Below are 14,910 nucleotides of genomic sequence, written 5' to 3'. Positions count from 1 at the left end.
TCCCCGGCCGCGCCGTGTCAGCCCGCCACCGCAACTTCGTCGAACCGCGGCAGGTCAAGCAGGTTGGGCTGGAAGCCCTGGTACTTGTTGCTGAGTGCGATGATGCTGACGTCGAACGCCAGCGGCACGAACACCGCCTGCTCCAGCGCGATGCGCTGCACCTGCGACAGCGCCACTTTGCGGGCGGCCTGCGTCGCGCCGGTACGCGTGGCGGCCAGCGCCGCCTCCATGCCCGGGATCTCCTGGTGTCCGCCATTGTAGGGCGAACCCTTGGCGAAGATCGTGAACGGAGCAATCGACACGTCCGGCCGGGCCGGGATCGCCGCCAGGAGGCTGTCGACCTTGCGGTCGAAGAAGAAGGTCTGCGACCCCTCGGGCACGGTTTTGTTCTGGAACTTCGCGTTGATGCCGACGCGCCGCCACATCTCCAGCAGCACCTCCAGACGCTGCACGGACGGCTGGTCGGAGAAGGCGACGCCGGTGAAAGTGACCGTCGGATTGCCTGCTTCCTTAAGCAGCGCCTTCGCCCTGTCGGGGTCGTAGGCAAGGACCTTCGTCAGCGCCGGATCGTGCGCCCAGTGCTCCTTGGGAAAGAGCGTCGTCGCCGGCTGCCCCAACCCGGCCAGCGTCACCTTGTTGAAGACGTCCCGATCGATGGCAAGGTTGAGCGCCTGACGGATTCGCAGGTCGTTCAGCGGTGGACGGGAGAAATCGAGATAGACCATGAAGAGGTAGAGCGACGGGTTGGCGAACACCTTCACCTTGCCCGAGCGGTCCAGCAGCGGCTTCTGGATCGCCGGGACAGCAACGACGATGTCGTTCTCGCCGGCGATCACCGAGCGGACACCGGTGCTGACCTCGGGAATGACCTTGATCTCCAGGCGGTCGATCCTGGGAAGACCCTGACGCCAGTAGGTCGGGTTGCGCTCGTAGAGCACGACCGCATTGTCGTCCCAGCGCACGAGCTTCCACGGGCCGGCGCCGACCGGCGTGCGATCGACGCTGCCGCCACCGGCCTTGATCGCCGCCGGCGAAACCATCATCCCGACCCGGTCGGACAGAATGAGCGGCAGCGACCGGTCGGCCATCTTCAGCTTGATGGTGACTGTGGCTGGGCCGGTGGCTTCGACCGTGTCGATCGACGACAGGTCGACCTTGAAGTTTGATCGCGCATCGCCGCGGTTGCGGTCGAGGTTGAACTTCACGGCCTCAGCATCGAGCGGTGTGCCGTCGTGGAACGTGAGGCCCGGCCGCAGTTCCAACACGAGCGTGGTGTCATCGCTGTAGGTCCACGATTGCGCGAGACCGGGCCGAGGCTCTAGCGTCGTCGGCTCCCAGGCGACGAGCGTGTCATAGATCGGGTAGAGGTACTGGTAGTCGCGCCCGCTACGGCCGGTTGCCGGGTCGAGCGTTGAGGGGTTCGCATTGACTGACACCCGCAGCACCCCGCCCTCCTGTGCCGCAGCCGAACCAACGGCACCTGCCAGCCCGAGCATCGCCAGGCCGGCGCCGCTCAAGCCGTAGTGCATCCCCCGTCGCCGGCTGATCGCTGCCGGCCGCGTCTGCTTGCGCATGATCCCTCCTGACGTCCGGCGTCGCTCAGCCCGCGGCCGCGATCTCCTCGTAGCGCGGCCGGCCAAGCAAGTTCGGCTGGAAGCCCGCGTACTTGTTGCTGAGCGCGATGATGCTGACGTCGAATGCAAGCGGCACGAACACCGCCTGCTCCAGCGCGATGCGCTGGACCTTCGACAGTGCCTCCTTGCGGGCCGCCGGGGTCGCGCCGACGCGCGAGGCGGCCAGCGCCGCTTCCATACCGGGAATCTCCTGGTGCCCGCCGTTGTAGGGCGAGTCCTTGCCGAAGATCGTATACGGCGCCATCGACGGGTCCGGACGCGCCGTGATCGCCGCCAGCATGGAGTTGACCGTGCGGTTGAAGAAGAAGGCCTGCGATGCCTCGGGGACGGACGCGTTGTGGATCTTCGGGTTGATGCCGACGCGCCGCCACATCTCCATCAACACCTCCTGGCGCTGCACCGCCGCCTGGTCGGTATACGCGACGCCCGTGAACGTCACGCTCGGGCTGCCCGCCTCCTTCAGCAGCGCCTTCGCCTTGTCCGGGTCGTAGGTGATGATGTTGGCCAGCGCTGGATCATGCGCCCAATATTCCTTGGGGAAGAGCGTCGTCGCCGGCTGGCCAAGCCCACCCATGGTCACCTTGCTGTAGACTTCCCGGTCGATCGCGAGGTTGATCGCCCGGCGCACGCGCACATCGTTCAGTGGCGGCTTGGAGAAGTCGAGGTAGATCATGTAGAGATAGAGCGACGGCGTGGTGAACACCTTCACCTTGCCCGAGCGATCCAGCAACGGCTTCTGGATGGCCGGGACGGCGACGACCACGTCGTTCTCACCGGCGATCACCGAACGCACACCGGTGCTGACCTCAGGGATGACCTTCATCTCCAGACGGTCGACCTTGGGGATGCCCTTGCGCCAGTACGTCGGGTTGCGCTCGTAGGCAACCAGCGCGTTGTCGTCCCAGCGCGCGAACTTCCACGGCCCGGCGCCGACGGGCACGCGGTCGATGCTGCCGCCGCCGGCCTTGATCGCGGTCGGCGATGCCATCATGCCGGCCCGGTCCGAGAGGATCAGCGGCAGCGACTGATCGGCCTGCTTCAGCTTGATCGTGACCGTGGTCGGGCCGGTGGCCTCGACGCTCTCCACCCCGGCCAGGTCGACCTTGATGTTCGATTTCGGATCGCTGCGGTTGCGGTCGAGGTTGAACTTGACGGCCTCGGCATCGAGCGGCGTGCCGTCGTGGAACGTGAGGCCCGGCCGCAGCTCCAGCACCACCGTCGATGCGTCCTTGTAGGTCCATGATTGCGCCAGCCCCGGCCGCGGCTCCAGTGTCGTCGGCTCCCACGCCACGAGCGTGTCGTAGAGCGGGTAGAGGAACTGGTGATCGCCGCCGCTGCGGCCGGTGGCCGGATCGAGCGTCGAGGGGTTCACGTTGGCCGACACCCGGAGCACGCCGGCCTGCTGCGCTGCTGCCGGCGCGGCGATGCCGGGCAGCCCAAGCATCGCCAGCCCGGCGCCACTCAGGCCATAGCTCATCGCCTGCCGCCGGCGGATCGCCGCTGCCGGACGCTGCGTGTTGCTGGACATGTTCCCTCCTCGTTGGTTCGTCGTGGCCGCAGGCCCGGCCTAGTTCGTCGGATCGAGCAGCACGCGCACGGTCTCGCCGAGCGCATTGAAGGCAAGCGCGGTGAGCAGGATCGCCAGGCCGGGCGCGAACATCTGCTCCGGCGCGGCCTCCATGTAGTGATAGGCGCGCGTCAGCATCGCTCCCCAGCTCGGCCACGGCGGCTGGACGCCGAGCCCGAGGAAGCTGAGGCTGGCCTCGGCCAGCAGCGCCACGGCCAGCATCAGCGTCACTTGCACGATCAGCGGCTGCACGGCGTTGGGCAGCACATGGCGCCACAGGATGCGGGTGTTGGTAGCACCGAAGCTGCGGGCGGCGTCGACATAGAGCTCCTGCTTGACCACCATGGCCTGCGCCCGGGCCAGGCGCGCCAGCACCGGCGAGAACACGACCCCGACCGCGATCATGCCGTTGGTGAGGCCGATGCCGAGCGCGCCGGTGATGGCGACCGCCAGCACGATGGCGGGGAACGACAGCAGCGTGTCGAGCAGGCGGCCGATCACGTCGTCGATCCAGCCGCCGCGAAAGCCGGCGATGAGGCCGACCGGGACACCAATCAGCGTGCCGACCAGAACCGCCAGCAGCGCGCCGAACAGCGATGCCTTGCCGCCATGGATGAGGCGGCTGAAGACGTCGCGGCCCAGATCGTCGGTGCCCAGCAGATGCGCCGCCGACGGTGGCGCCAGCATCTGCGTATAGTCCTGCTCGATCGGCGAATAGGGCGCGACCCAGGGCGCCAGCAGCGACGCCAGCACGACCACGGCCAGGAAGGAGATGGCGAGCACGCTGCTGAGGTCGAAGCGGCGGCGGATGGCGGCCGGACGGCCCAGGCTGAGGCGCAGCGACATCATCCCCTCGCCACACGCGGGTCGATCGCCGCGTACAGGAAATCGACTATGAGGTTCAGGCAGATCACGATCAGCACCATGACCAGGACGACTCCCTGGACGACGGCAAAATCCTTGTTGATGGCGGCGTGCACCAGCAGGCTGCCGATGCCGGGAATGGCGAACACGGCCTCGATCACCACGGTGGCGCCCAGCAGGCGGTTGATCAGCAGGCCGACCACGGTGAGCAGGGTCACGCCGATGTTCTTGAGGCCGTGCTGCCACAGGATGCGCCAGCGCCGCAGGCCCTTGGCGCGCAGGGTGCGGATGTAGTCGGACGCCAGCACCTCGATGAGGGCGCTGCGCACCTGGCGGCTGACCTCGGCGATGCCGGCCGCGGCCAGCGCGATGGCCGGCAGGATCGCGTGCGCGATGGCATCGCCCGGCGCGCTGCTGAACGGCACCGAGCCGGTCGCCGGCAGGAGCTGCCAGGAAAGCGCCACCCAGTAGACCAGCACCATCGCCAGCCAGAAGCTGGGCAGCGCCACGCCGAAGGACGAGAACGCCATCACGGCCGCATCGAAGCGGCTGCGGGCGCGGGTCGCGGCCGCCATGCCCAGCGGGATGCCCACCGCCAGCGACAGCAGCACGGCGCCCACGACCACGATCAGGGTCGCCGGAAAGCGGTCGATGATGAGGTCGGCAACCGGCTTCGAAGACAGCAGCGACTGCGACAGGTCGCCGCGCAGGGCATCCCACAGCCAGGCGCCGTACTGCACCATCAGCGGCCGGTCGAGCCCATAGAGCCGGCGGACCTCCTCGATCCGCTCCTTGGTCGCAAATTCACCTGCCAGGGTGACCGCGGGATCGCCCGGGATCAGCTGCACCAGGCCGAAGACCACGATCGTGGCCAGCAGGATCACCGGCAGGAACTGCGACAGCCGGCGCCACAGGAAGCGTGCGTTGCCCGACATCGCGCTCACCGTGCCGCCGACCGCACGCCCTGCGAGCGCAGATCGGTGCCGTCGGTCGACACCATGGCCTCGCCGGCGCGGTGGCACGCAACGAAGTGGCCGGGCTGCACCTCGCGCCAGGCCGGCACGGAGGCGGCGCAGACCTCGACCGCCAGCGGACAGCGGGTGCGGAAGCGGCAACCCGAAGGTGGCGCGAGCGGGCTCGGGATCTCGCCCTGCAACGGCTCGCGGTGGACACGGCGGTATGACGGCACCGCCTGCGGCGCGGCGTCGAGCAGCGCGCGAGTGTAGGGATGCAGCGGCCGCTCGGTGATCTGCGCCTTGGAGCCCAGCTCCATGAAGACGCCGAGATACATCACCGCGATACGGTCGCTGACATGCGCGACCACGGCCAGATCGTGCGTGATGAACACGTAGGTGAGGCCGAGCTCGTCCTGCAGGTCCTTGAACAGGTTCAGCATGTCGGCCTGGATGGACACGTCCAGCGCCGCCACCACCTCGTCGCAGACCAGCAGCTTGGGCCGCACCGCCAGGGCTCGCGCGATGTTGACCCGCTGCCGCTGCCCGCCCGAGAGCTGGTGCGGGTAGCGGTCGGCGAACTCCGGCCCCAGCCCGACCCGGTCCAGCAGGTCCAGCACAGCCGCGCGCCGGCCGTCGCGCGTGCCGATGCTCTGGATCTCGAGAGGCTCGGCCACGAGCGCGCGCACGGTCATGCGCGGGTTCAGCGCCGCGCGCGGATCCTGGAAGATGATCTGGAAGTCGCGGCGCAGCAGGCGCAGCGACGCGGCCGACAGGCTCGCCGGACTGCGGCCCGACAGCGTCAGCGCTCCGCCGGTGATCGGCTGCAGGCACACCAGCGCACGCGCCAGCGTCGACTTGCCCGAGCCTGATTCGCCGATGATGCCGAACGTCTCGCCGGCGACCACGTCGAACGACACGCCATCGACGGCGCGCAGCGGCGGGCCCGAGCGGCGCGGGAAATGCACCTGCAGGTCCTGGGCCGACGCCAGCCGCGTGCGCTCGCCCTCGGGCGGCCGAGGCATCGCGATCACCCGCTCGTTCATGCCGCGACCCCGGCCAGGGTGAGCTCGTGGGCGCGCCGGCAGCGCGCCAGGGCCGCCGGCCCGGTGGTGACCAGCGCCACCGCCGCCCGCCGGCAGTCCGGCTGCGCATGGGTACAGCGCATGGCGAAGCGGCAGCCGTCGGGCATGTCGGCCGGGCTCGGCACCCGGCCCGGGATCGAGGTCAGGCGCCTTGCGCCCTTCTGGCGCGTCGGCATCGAGGCCAGCAGCCCGGCGGTATAGGGGTGGCGCGGCCGCACCAGCGCATCGTCCAGCGGCGCATCCTCGACGACCTGGCCGGCATACATGGTGACCAGCCGATGGCAGGCCTCCGCGATCACGCCCAGATCGTGCGAGATGAACAGGATGGCCATGCCGTTCTCGTCGCTGAGGCGGATCAGCAGGTCGATGATCTGCGCCTGGATCGTGACGTCGAGCGCCGTGGTGGCCTCGTCGGCGATCAGCACGTCGGGATGACACACGGTGGCGATCGCGATCATGGCGCGTTGGCGCATGCCGCCGGAAAGCTGGTGCGGGTACTCGAAGTAGCGCTGGCGCGGCAGCGGGATGCCGACCGCATCCAGGGCGGCGATGCCGCGCTCCTGCGCCTCGCGCGTGCTGACGTCGAAATGGCTGCGGATGGTCTCGCTGAGTTGGCGTCCGATGGTGAACACCGGGTCGAGCGCGCTCATCGGCTCCTGGAAGATCATGGAGATGGCGCGGCCGCGGACGCGGTTGAGATGGCGCTCGGGCGCCGCCAGCAGGTCATGCCCGCCGAAGCGCACCTCGCCGGCCGCGCGTGCCGCACCGCGCGGCAGCAGGCCCAGGATGGAGAGCCCCGTCACGGTCTTGCCGCAGCCGCTCTCGCCGACCAGCCCGACACGTTCACCGCGCCTGAGGTCGAAGCTCACGTCGCTGGCGACCTGGGTCTCGCCGGCGCGGGTCTTGAAGAAGACGCTGAGCCCGCGGACCGACAGCAACGTCTCGACCGTCGCGCCGGGCCCCGAGGCACCCTGCTCACTCATGCTCATTTCCGTCCCTGAAACCGTTCGTTCTGTCGCGGTCGGCTTCCTGCCGGCCGATGCGCCTCGCCGCCTGCGGACCCTCCTCCCTCCGCATGCCGCGCAATGTTACGCTGGCGTAAGTTTATGGACGCGAGCGTATCATCGACCTGACCGGAGTCAACCGTGTCTTCCCGCTTCCGGCAGCGGGCCTTTGCCCGACCCGCGCGTGCTGCTAGCGTCGCAGCCATGATCAGCATCACAGCCGAGTTCGACGCCACCCTCACGCAACCCGAGCGCGACCTGATCGACCAGGGCCGCGCCTTCGCCGCCGCCCAGGTCGGGCCCAACGCGGCGCGCTGGGAATGGGAACGGCGACATCCCACCGAGACCCTGCGCGCGGCCTGCGCCGAGCAGCTGCATACGACCGAGCTGCCGGTGAAGCATGGCGGCCGGGGCCTGTCGTTCTCCGCCAAGCTGCGGCTGTGCGAGGAGATCGCGCGGCACGACTATGCCTTCGCCTTCGCGCTGGTGAACCACGCCAACGCCACGACGCGGCTGGCGCGCGACGGCAGCCCGGGACTGATCGCGCGGCTGCTGCCGCGCATGCTCAGCGGCGAGGTCATCGGCTGCGCCGGATTGACGGAGCCCGGCGCCGGCAGCGACTTCGCGGCCATCACGACCAGCGCCCGCAAGGTCGACGGCGGCTGGATTCTCGACGGTGCCAAGGCGTGGATCGGCAATGCCGCGGTCGCCGGCTTCGTCGCCGCCTACGCCCAGACCGATCCGTCGCAAGGCTATCGCGGCATCGGCTGCTTCGCCATCGAGGCCGGCCGGCCGGGCTTCCATCGCGAGCCGCCGTTCGCCCTGCACGGCGGCCATGCCCACGGCGCCGGCGGCTTCCGGCTGGAATCCTACTTCGCACCCGACGACGCGGTGCTGCAGCTTCCCGGCGATGCGTTCAAGATGGCGCTCGGCGGCATCAACGGCGCCCGCGCCTATGTCGCGGCGATGTGCTGCGGCATGCTGGCGGCGGCGATCGACACGGCAGCTTCCTACACCAGCGAGCGCCGGACCTTCGGCCGCAAGGTGATCGAGCACCAGGGCCTGCGCTGGAAGCTGGTCGACGCGCTGACTGACCTGGAGGCAGCCCGGCTACTGACCTATCGTGCTGCGCGCCTGATCGACCACGGCGGCGATGCCGTGCTGGCGGCGGCGCATGCCAAGAAGTTCGCCACCGAGATGGCGCTCGCGCGCATCGCCGATTGCATCCAGGCGATGGGCGCCAACGGCTTGCGTGCCGACTATCCGCTGGCACGCCACCTCGCCTGCGCCAAGATCGCCTGCTACACCGACGGCACAATCGAGATGATGAACGAACGCATCGGCCAGTCGCTGCTGCGCGGCCGGTAGGTTTGCAGGCTCCCGTTCATCCCCACGCAGGCGCCGCTATACCGCCTTCACGGCGTCGAGCTGGATCTCGATCAGCATCTCAGGCCATGCCCGAGGTGCTGAGGCAGCGCAGATTGCCGCGCATCTCGACCTAGTCGCTGATGCGCGAGATCACGCCGGTGTCGTGCTCGATGCGAGTCATGGGCTACACTCCGCTCTGTCGTCCGTCGACAAGACAGGAGCGTGTTGCGGGCTTTTCCTTCGGAGAGGACCGAACCGTCGACATCCATGACCGTGATCCTGCGCACCATCGACATGCACACCGGCGGCGAGCCGACGCGCATCATCCTGGAGGGCTGGCCCCGGCTCGAGGCGCCGACCCTGCTGGGCAAGCGCCGCGAGGCGCGCGAGAAGCACGATCACCTGCGCCGGGCGCTGATGCACGAGCCGCGCGGCCATGCCGAGATGTACGGTGCGCTGCTGGTGCCGCCGGACCATCCCGAGGCCGATCTCGCCGTGCTGTTCCTGCACAACGAGGGCTACAGCACGATGTGCGGCCACGCCACGATCGCGCTGGCGCGCTGGGCGGTCGACACCGGGCGGGTGCCGCGCACGGAGCCGGAGACGACAGTGCGCCTGCAATGCCCGTGCGGGCTGGTCACGGCGCATGTCGTGATCCGTGGTGGCCGCGCCGGCCGCGTGCGCTTCGAGAGCGTGCCCGGATTCGCCTTCGCGCTGGATGCCATCGTGCCGACCGAAACCTGGGGACCGGTGACCGTCGACATCGGCTATGGCGGTGCCTTCTACGCGTTCCTGGACGCGGCCAGCATCGGGCTCGATGTGCATGCCACGCCGATCCGCGCGCTGGTCGATGCCGGGGAAACGATCGCTGAGACCGTCCGGCGCTTCGTCCCGCTGCAGCACCCCGACGATCCGGATCTTGCCTTCCTCTACGGCACCATCTTCACGGACGGCGGCACCGGAGCGGCATCACCCAGCCGCAATGTCTGCATTTTCGCCGGCCGGCAGGTCGACCGCAGCCCCACCGGCAGCGGTGTGACGGCACGCATCGCCCTGCAAGTGGCACGGCGGCAGACCAGGCTGGGCCAGACTTGCACCTATGAAAGCGTCACCAGCGCACATTTCACCGGCCATGCCGTGCGCGAGACAACTGCCGGCGGCCGCAAGGCTGTGATCGTCGAAGTCGCCGGTGAGGCGCACTACACCGGCGAGAGTATGTTCCGGCTGGAGGATGACGATCCGCTGCGATGGGGCTTCAGAATCTGACGATCCGCTCCCTCGCAGGCGTCGGCTACCAGCCCCAGACCAGGTGCCGTGCGATCCACCCCCGCAATCCGCCTTCACGCTGCACCTTGACCCAGTTGCTCTTGCGCTCAAGGGTCTTCAGCAAGTCGCCGTAGGCAAGCTTGGCGAGGATCCGACTGCGCGTCGTGGGTTGGCTGCGCAAGTTCGCGACCTTGGCATTGACGATGAAATAGGGCGTGCTGGCGGTGAGCGGCCGATAGATCCATCCGCCGTCATTCTCGAAATCGCGCACCTCAAGCCATTTCCCGCGTTCCCCGACGACCTTGAGCGGATAGCCGTTGCTCACGATCCACTCGGCGGGATACTGCGTCCCGGGACCTGATCGCAGATTCACCTCCTCGCCGGCCACGCTCACCATCCGCTGCGCGCCAGCCTGCTGTGCGATCAGCAGAAGGAAAGCCGAAAGAAGAAGGACCGGACAACGGAAGCGGCAGATCATCCAATAGGCTCCATGGTGGGAGTGAACCGTGCGCCGCTGCCTGCGTCGGGATCGGCGTCGATGGCCTGTGCGGCGGCAGTTTCCATGATGTTCCGGTTGTCGATCAACCTCAATTCCATATCATGGGCAGGACATCCCGGGTCCGGAGTCGATACGACGATGGAAGCGGCTTCGGCGTCTCCAACCGCAGGCAGGGATCAAAGGTGAGCTCGAACGTGCTGTCCGGCGCTGGGCGCCTTCCGCTGGCTTTCGCGACGATTACCCTATTCCTGGCCCTGTCGCTTCTTGCCCTTTCCAGCCCGCAAGCATGGGCGCACGGCAAATTCTCGGCCTATGCGATCGACATCACCAGCGGTCGCGCCCTTTATGCGCGCAACGAAAATGCGCGTCGCTATCCGGCGTCCCTGACGAAGATGATGACTCTCTATCTGCTGTTCGAAGACATGGAAAGGAAGCGGGTCAGCGCTGCCAGCCGGTTCGTCGTGTCGCGGCATGCGGCAGCTCAGCCGCCCTCCAGACTGGGGCTGAGGCCAGGACAGTTCATCACCGCCCTCGATGCCATCCGCGCCCTCGTCACCCTGTCGGCCAACGACGTTGCCGTCGTGGTCGCCGAAAACCGGTCGGGCAGTGAAGCCGCCTTCGCGGCGCGGATGACTCGCACCGCGCGACTGCTCGGCATGGAGCACACAAGCTTCCGCAACGCATCGGGCCTGCCCGACAAGAGGCAGTACACGACGGCGAGGGACATGGCTTTGCTCGGAGCGGCGCTCCAGGCGAGGTTTCCCGACTACTACCACCATTTCGAGACTTCATCCTTCACGCACCGGGGACGCACCTATCGGACCCACAATCACCTTCTCAGCCGCGTTCCCGGCGTGGACGGGATCAAGACAGGATATATCGACGCGTCCGGCTACAATATTGCAGTGTCGCTGCGGCGCGACGCGCGCAAGATCGTCGCCGTGGTCATGGGAGGCCGCACGGTCAAATCGCGCGATGCCTACGCGGCGGCGCTCGTCGAGCGTGTCCTGCCACAGGCCCGGCCGGGCCGCGGCTACTACGCGGGGCTGCTGGCCTCGATACGGCGTGCCAGTCCACCCGCCGGCAGCTTGCAGGTCGCGCGACGAGCACCGTTGCCGGGGCCGCGCATGTCGATGTCCAGCTACGCGATCCAGCTCGGCGCCATGACGACGAAGCATGCCGCGCTCAGCCTGATCGAACGCGCCCAGCCCTACGTCCTGGAGGTCACGAAGGATGCCGAGCCTTCGACACGGCGTGTCGACGTGGACGGTGAGACGCTGTTTCGCGCCAGGTTCGAGGGGTTTGCAAACCTCGCGAGCGCACATGAGGCCTGCAACCGGCTCGAGGCGAACCAGTTCTCCTGCTTCGCGACGATCCGTTGACTCGTGTATCAACTGGCGGCAGGTGCCTTGCTTCCCGGCCGGACAAGTGACCTGCGCACCGCCTCCAGCAGCGCGTGCAGCGACGGATCGCGGAAGCCATGCGCCTCGAGCTGCTCAACGGTGTTGACGAGGTAGTCGAGATTGCGACCGGTGACGCCGACACCCTGGCGGATCAGGCGCACGGCCTCCGTCTGCGGCAGCTTGCCGGCGTATTGCAGGTGGTCGCGGTTGGCGAGATAGACCAGCGCCTCGACCTTGGCGCCGTCGGCCAGGGTCACGGGCCGGACGGTCTCGAGATAGACGCCGTCATTGAGGATCTCGCGGTCCCACAGGTATTTCCGGACGACGTCGTATCCGTCCCGCGGCAGGCGATGGATCACGCCGCGGCAGACGCCGCCCGGCAGCAGGCCGAGGATCAGGCCGGGCGCTTCCTTGGTGCCGCGATAGTGCTCGGAGCGGATGCAGAAGGCGCGGTGCCAGCCGGGCAGCCGCGCCGGCAACGACCGCGGCGTGGCGAACCCGGGGTTCCACATCAGCGAGCCATAGGCGAACACCCAGTCCGGCCGCGCCGCGACGGGTGCCGTGCTCGATGCCGGATAGGCCGTGGCCGCCATGCTCAGCGCCGGGTCGCCAGGGCCACGCCGACGACGGTCACGGCCATGCCCAGCAGCGCCAGCGTTCCCAGCCGCTCATCAAACAGCAGCCAGGCCATCACCGCCGTGCACGGCGGCACGAGGTAGAACAGCGCCGCCACGCCGGTGGCGGCGCCATGACGGATCAGCCACAGAAGCAGGGTGACGGCGCCGACGCTCATCGCCAGCACCGACCAGGCCAGCGCGATGGTGAAGTCCGTGGTCCACGCCACCCGCAGCGGCTCGAACAGCAGCGTGCACAGCGTGTAGGCCAGCGCCGTCACGATGTATTGCACCGCCGTGCCGGCGCGCAGATCCATGCCGCCCAGGAAGCGCTTCTGCCACAACGTGCCGGCGGTCATGCCCAGAAGCGCCGTCACCGACAGCAGCACCGCCACCGCGCTCGCGGCGCCAAGCTGCGCCTTCTCCCAGACCACCAGCGCCGTGCCGAGCAGGCCCAGCACCAGGCCGAGCCATTGCCAGCGCGTCACCTTCTCGCCCAGCAGCGGGCCGGCCGCGATCGCCGTCAGCAGCGGCTGCAGCGAGACGATCAGCGCCGAGACACCGGCCGGCAGCCCGCGCTCGATCGAGGTGAAGACGCCGCCGATATAGACGAAATGCATCAGCAGGCCGGCCACCGCGCAATGCCCGGCATCGGCGGCCCGGCGCGGCCATGTCGCGGCGCTCAGCAGCGCCAGTAGGCCCAGCAGCGCCGCCGCCAGCCAATAGCGCAGCGTCAGAAACACGCCGCTCTGGGCATAGGGCAGGCCGAGCTTGGCGACGATGAAGCCGGTGCTCCACAGGAACACGAAGACGGCGGGCGGCAGGACGGTGCGGAACGACACGCGGGGCAACGCAGGAAGCGGATCGAGCCGTTCTACACCCAACCGGCCATGCCGCGAAGCGAAGCTTGCCACGTCATCCCGAGCGCAGCGAGGACCTCCTGGGAAGGACGCACGCTACGTCATTCCCGGGAGATCCTCGCTACGCTCGGAGTTTGTGATTTTTTCCTTCCCCCGGAGGGGGAAGGATCAAGTCACACACTCTCGGGATGACAGTGAGGTCGTAGCTCGAGCTGACAGGGCCGATGCTACATCGACACGCGCGTGGAGACGCGGCGATTGGTGCGCCGGTTCTTGTCGTCCTTCTTGCCCTTCTTGGAGTCCGTCTTGGCACCGCTGCGCGGCGCCTGCTTGTCGTCGAAGGCGACCAACGAGATGCGCTCCGAGGCGACTCCCTGCTTCACCAGGTAGTCCCGCACCTGCCGGCCGCGCGTCAGGCAGAACTCCTGCGCCTTGGCCGGCTCGATATCGTCATCGCAATAGGCCTCGAGCGTGACCTTCACCTCGGGCTTGGCGATCAGCCATTTGGCCTGGTTGTCGAGGATCTTCAGCGACCGCAGGGTGAGGTCCGTCGACTGGTAGGGAAACATCACCGTATCGCCGACCGCGACCGCGAACTCGCTCTGCAGCTGGCTCACCGGGGCGGGCGGCGGTCCTGGCGGCGGCATCGGCTTGGGCGCCGCCGGCGGTGCCGCGGCGGGCGGCGTCGCCGGCTTGGGCGCGGCCGGCGGCTGGGTCTGCGCCGCAGCGCCGCCGCCGGCCAGCATGGCGACGAGGATCGGAACAAGGACGACGCGGAGGTTCATGGTCCGGCACTCCAGCCGAAGGCGCGACGTGCTGTCCTGACCGCCAATTGCGGCAAATTCGCGCCGGTTGCGCAATCCCGCCCTACGCCTGCTTCATGTCGATCAGCGCCCGCCGGATGGCGCGGGTGCGATTGAACAACTCGAACAGCTTGTCGCCCTCGCCCCAGCGGATGGCACGCTGCAGGTAGAACAGGTCTTCCTGGAAGCGCCCCAGGATCTCCAGGACGGCGTCGCGGTTGTTCAGGAACACGTCGCGCCACATCGTGGGATCGGAGGCTGCGATGCGCGTGAAGTCGCGGAAGCCGCCGGCCGCGAACTTGATCACCTCGGAGCGGCGCTCGCCGGCCATGTCGTCGGCGGTGCCGACGATGGTGTAGGCGATCAGATGCGGCAGGTGCGATACGATGCCCAGCACCTTGTCGTGCCATTCCGGCGTCATGAACTCGACCATGCTGCCGCAGCGCCGCCAGAATTCCGCGACCTTGTCGGCAGCGTCGCGATCCTCGCCCGGCAGCGGCGTGACGATGGCCCAGCGGCCCTCGAACAGCTCGGGGAAGCCGGCCTCGGGACCGGAATGCTCGGTGCCGGCGATCGGGTGCGCCGGCACATAATGCACGCCCGCCGGCACGTGTGGGCGCATGTCGCGGATCACGGCCTGCTTGACCGAGCCCACCTCGGACAGGATCGCGCCCGGCTTGAGCCGCGGCGCGATGATCTTCGTCACATCGCCGCAGGCGCCGACCGGCGTGCAGATGATCACCAGGTCGGCGCCGTCACACGCTGCCGCAAGATCGGTGCCGCAGGAATCGACGATCCCGAGCCGATTGGCGGTATCGGCGGTGTCCTGCCGGCGCGTGGCGCCCACGATCTGGCGGGCCAGGCCCTCGCGCCGCGCCTTGAGCGCGATCGAGGCGCCAATCAAGCCGACACCGATCAGCGCCAGCTTCTCGAACATCGGCGCCGCCGGCGCCGGGGCGTCGGCCGTCGCGCCGGCCACGGGCTTGGCTG

At 68.5% G+C, this 14,910-nt stretch carries 14 protein-coding genes; 3 read left to right on the top strand and 11 right to left on the bottom strand.

Annotated features, from left to right (window positions below; translation table 11 throughout):
* Window positions 1–17 precede the first annotated feature (17 nt).
* From FHP25_RS16845 to FHP25_RS16820, 6 genes are read right to left on the bottom strand one after another with little or no spacing between them, the layout of a single operon-like run.
* Complete coding sequence (locus FHP25_RS16845) at window positions 18–1,574, bottom strand: ABC transporter substrate-binding protein (protein WP_147848105.1); 1,557 nt, start codon at window positions 1,572–1,574, stop codon at window positions 18–20.
* Between the two features lie 25 nt (window positions 1,575–1,599).
* Window positions 1,600–3,162 (bottom strand): ABC transporter substrate-binding protein, encoded by a 1,563-nt coding sequence (locus FHP25_RS16840; protein ID WP_147848104.1) that lies wholly within the window; start codon window positions 3,160–3,162, stop codon window positions 1,600–1,602.
* A gap of 39 nt (window positions 3,163–3,201) precedes the next feature.
* Window positions 3,202–4,050, bottom strand: coding sequence for an ABC transporter permease (locus FHP25_RS16835; protein ID WP_147848103.1), 849 nt, complete (start codon window positions 4,048–4,050; stop codon window positions 3,202–3,204).
* Window positions 4,047–5,000 (bottom strand): ABC transporter permease, encoded by a 954-nt coding sequence (locus tag FHP25_RS16830; RefSeq protein ID WP_147848102.1) that lies wholly within the window; start codon window positions 4,998–5,000, stop codon window positions 4,047–4,049. Before FHP25_RS16830 ends, FHP25_RS16835 begins: the two co-directional genes overlap by 4 nt.
* Window positions 5,001–5,005: 5 nt before the next feature.
* The gene (locus tag FHP25_RS16825; RefSeq protein WP_269434397.1) at window positions 5,006–6,064 is read right to left on the bottom strand and encodes an ABC transporter ATP-binding protein; all 1,059 of its coding nucleotides are present in this window, start codon (window positions 6,062–6,064) and stop codon (window positions 5,006–5,008) included.
* Window positions 6,061–7,086 carry an ABC transporter ATP-binding protein gene (locus tag FHP25_RS16820; RefSeq protein WP_147848101.1) on the bottom strand — a complete coding sequence of 342 codons (1,026 nt, stop codon included), beginning with the start codon at window positions 7,084–7,086 and terminating at the stop codon, window positions 6,061–6,063. Before FHP25_RS16820 ends, FHP25_RS16825 begins: the two co-directional genes overlap by 4 nt.
* A gap of 225 nt (window positions 7,087–7,311) precedes the next feature.
* Here FHP25_RS16820 and FHP25_RS16815 point away from each other — a divergent pair, with 225 nt between their 5' ends.
* Entirely contained in the window at window positions 7,312–8,475 is a 1,164-nt protein-coding gene (locus FHP25_RS16815) for an acyl-CoA dehydrogenase family protein (RefSeq protein WP_147848100.1), read from the top strand.
* Window positions 8,476–8,742: 267 nt separating this feature from the next.
* Window positions 8,743–9,741, top strand: coding sequence for a proline racemase family protein (locus FHP25_RS16810; RefSeq protein ID WP_231712357.1), 999 nt, complete (start codon window positions 8,743–8,745; stop codon window positions 9,739–9,741).
* A gap of 25 nt (window positions 9,742–9,766) precedes the next feature.
* On the opposite strand, the gene FHP25_RS16805 is transcribed toward FHP25_RS16810, so the two are convergent.
* Window positions 9,767–10,219 (bottom strand): SH3 domain-containing protein, encoded by a 453-nt coding sequence (locus tag FHP25_RS16805; protein WP_147848099.1) that lies wholly within the window; start codon window positions 10,217–10,219, stop codon window positions 9,767–9,769.
* 203 nt (window positions 10,220–10,422) lie between these two features.
* Here FHP25_RS16805 and FHP25_RS16800 point away from each other — a divergent pair, with 203 nt between their 5' ends.
* On the top strand, window positions 10,423–11,622 hold the full coding sequence (locus FHP25_RS16800) for a D-alanyl-D-alanine carboxypeptidase (protein WP_178133574.1): 1,200 nt from the start codon (window positions 10,423–10,425) through the stop codon (window positions 11,620–11,622).
* Between the two features lie 8 nt (window positions 11,623–11,630).
* Here the strand turns inward: FHP25_RS16800 and FHP25_RS16795 are convergent, their stop codons facing one another.
* The 4 genes from FHP25_RS16795 to FHP25_RS16780 all read right to left on the bottom strand — a co-directional run bounded on the left by FHP25_RS16795 (window position 11,631) and on the right by FHP25_RS16780 (window position 14,857).
* Window positions 11,631–12,236, bottom strand: coding sequence for a gamma-glutamylcyclotransferase (locus FHP25_RS16795; protein ID WP_147848097.1), 606 nt, complete (start codon window positions 12,234–12,236; stop codon window positions 11,631–11,633).
* A 2-nt stretch (window positions 12,237–12,238) separates the two neighbouring features.
* Window positions 12,239–13,171, bottom strand: coding sequence for a DMT family transporter (locus FHP25_RS16790; protein WP_231712356.1), 933 nt, complete (start codon window positions 13,169–13,171; stop codon window positions 12,239–12,241).
* Window positions 13,172–13,344: 173 nt separating this feature from the next.
* Window positions 13,345–13,902, bottom strand: coding sequence for an OmpA family protein (locus FHP25_RS16785; protein ID WP_147848096.1), 558 nt, complete (start codon window positions 13,900–13,902; stop codon window positions 13,345–13,347).
* An 82-nt stretch (window positions 13,903–13,984) separates the two neighbouring features.
* Entirely contained in the window at window positions 13,985–14,857 is an 873-nt protein-coding gene (locus FHP25_RS16780; protein WP_147848189.1) for a prephenate/arogenate dehydrogenase family protein, read from the bottom strand.
* Window positions 14,858–14,910 lie beyond the last annotated feature (53 nt).

Origin of the sequence: Vineibacter terrae, from assembly GCF_008039615.1 — a bacterium.
Classification (GTDB): Bacteria; Pseudomonadota; Alphaproteobacteria; order Reyranellales; family Reyranellaceae; genus Vineibacter; species Vineibacter terrae.
Note: the sequence above shows the minus strand (reverse complement) of the source record. Positions and strands in the feature narration are given on the sequence as shown.

Coding starts and splice junctions, on each gene's coding strand:
- FHP25_RS16820 (WP_147848101.1), bottom strand. CDS start 7,086: ATGAGTGAGCAGGGTGCCTCGGGGCCCGGCGCGACGGTCGAGACGTTG.
- FHP25_RS16795 (WP_147848097.1), bottom strand. CDS start 12,236: ATGGCGGCCACGGCCTATCCGGCATCGAGCACGGCACCCGTCGCGGCG.
- FHP25_RS16815 (WP_147848100.1), top strand. CDS start 7,312: ATGATCAGCATCACAGCCGAGTTCGACGCCACCCTCACGCAACCCGAG.
- FHP25_RS16840 (WP_147848104.1), bottom strand. CDS start 3,162: ATGTCCAGCAACACGCAGCGTCCGGCAGCGGCGATCCGCCGGCGGCAG.
- FHP25_RS16830 (WP_147848102.1), bottom strand. CDS start 5,000: ATGTCGGGCAACGCACGCTTCCTGTGGCGCCGGCTGTCGCAGTTCCTG.
- FHP25_RS16780 (WP_147848189.1), bottom strand. CDS start 14,857: ATGTTCGAGAAGCTGGCGCTGATCGGTGTCGGCTTGATTGGCGCCTCG.
- FHP25_RS16845 (WP_147848105.1), bottom strand. CDS start 1,574: ATGCGCAAGCAGACGCGGCCGGCAGCGATCAGCCGGCGACGGGGGATG.
- FHP25_RS16835 (WP_147848103.1), bottom strand. CDS start 4,050: ATGATGTCGCTGCGCCTCAGCCTGGGCCGTCCGGCCGCCATCCGCCGC.
- FHP25_RS16825 (WP_269434397.1), bottom strand. CDS start 6,064: ATGAACGAGCGGGTGATCGCGATGCCTCGGCCGCCCGAGGGCGAGCGC.
- FHP25_RS16805 (WP_147848099.1), bottom strand. CDS start 10,219: ATGATCTGCCGCTTCCGTTGTCCGGTCCTTCTTCTTTCGGCTTTCCTT.
- FHP25_RS16785 (WP_147848096.1), bottom strand. CDS start 13,902: ATGAACCTCCGCGTCGTCCTTGTTCCGATCCTCGTCGCCATGCTGGCC.
- FHP25_RS16810 (WP_231712357.1), top strand. CDS start 8,743: ATGACCGTGATCCTGCGCACCATCGACATGCACACCGGCGGCGAGCCG.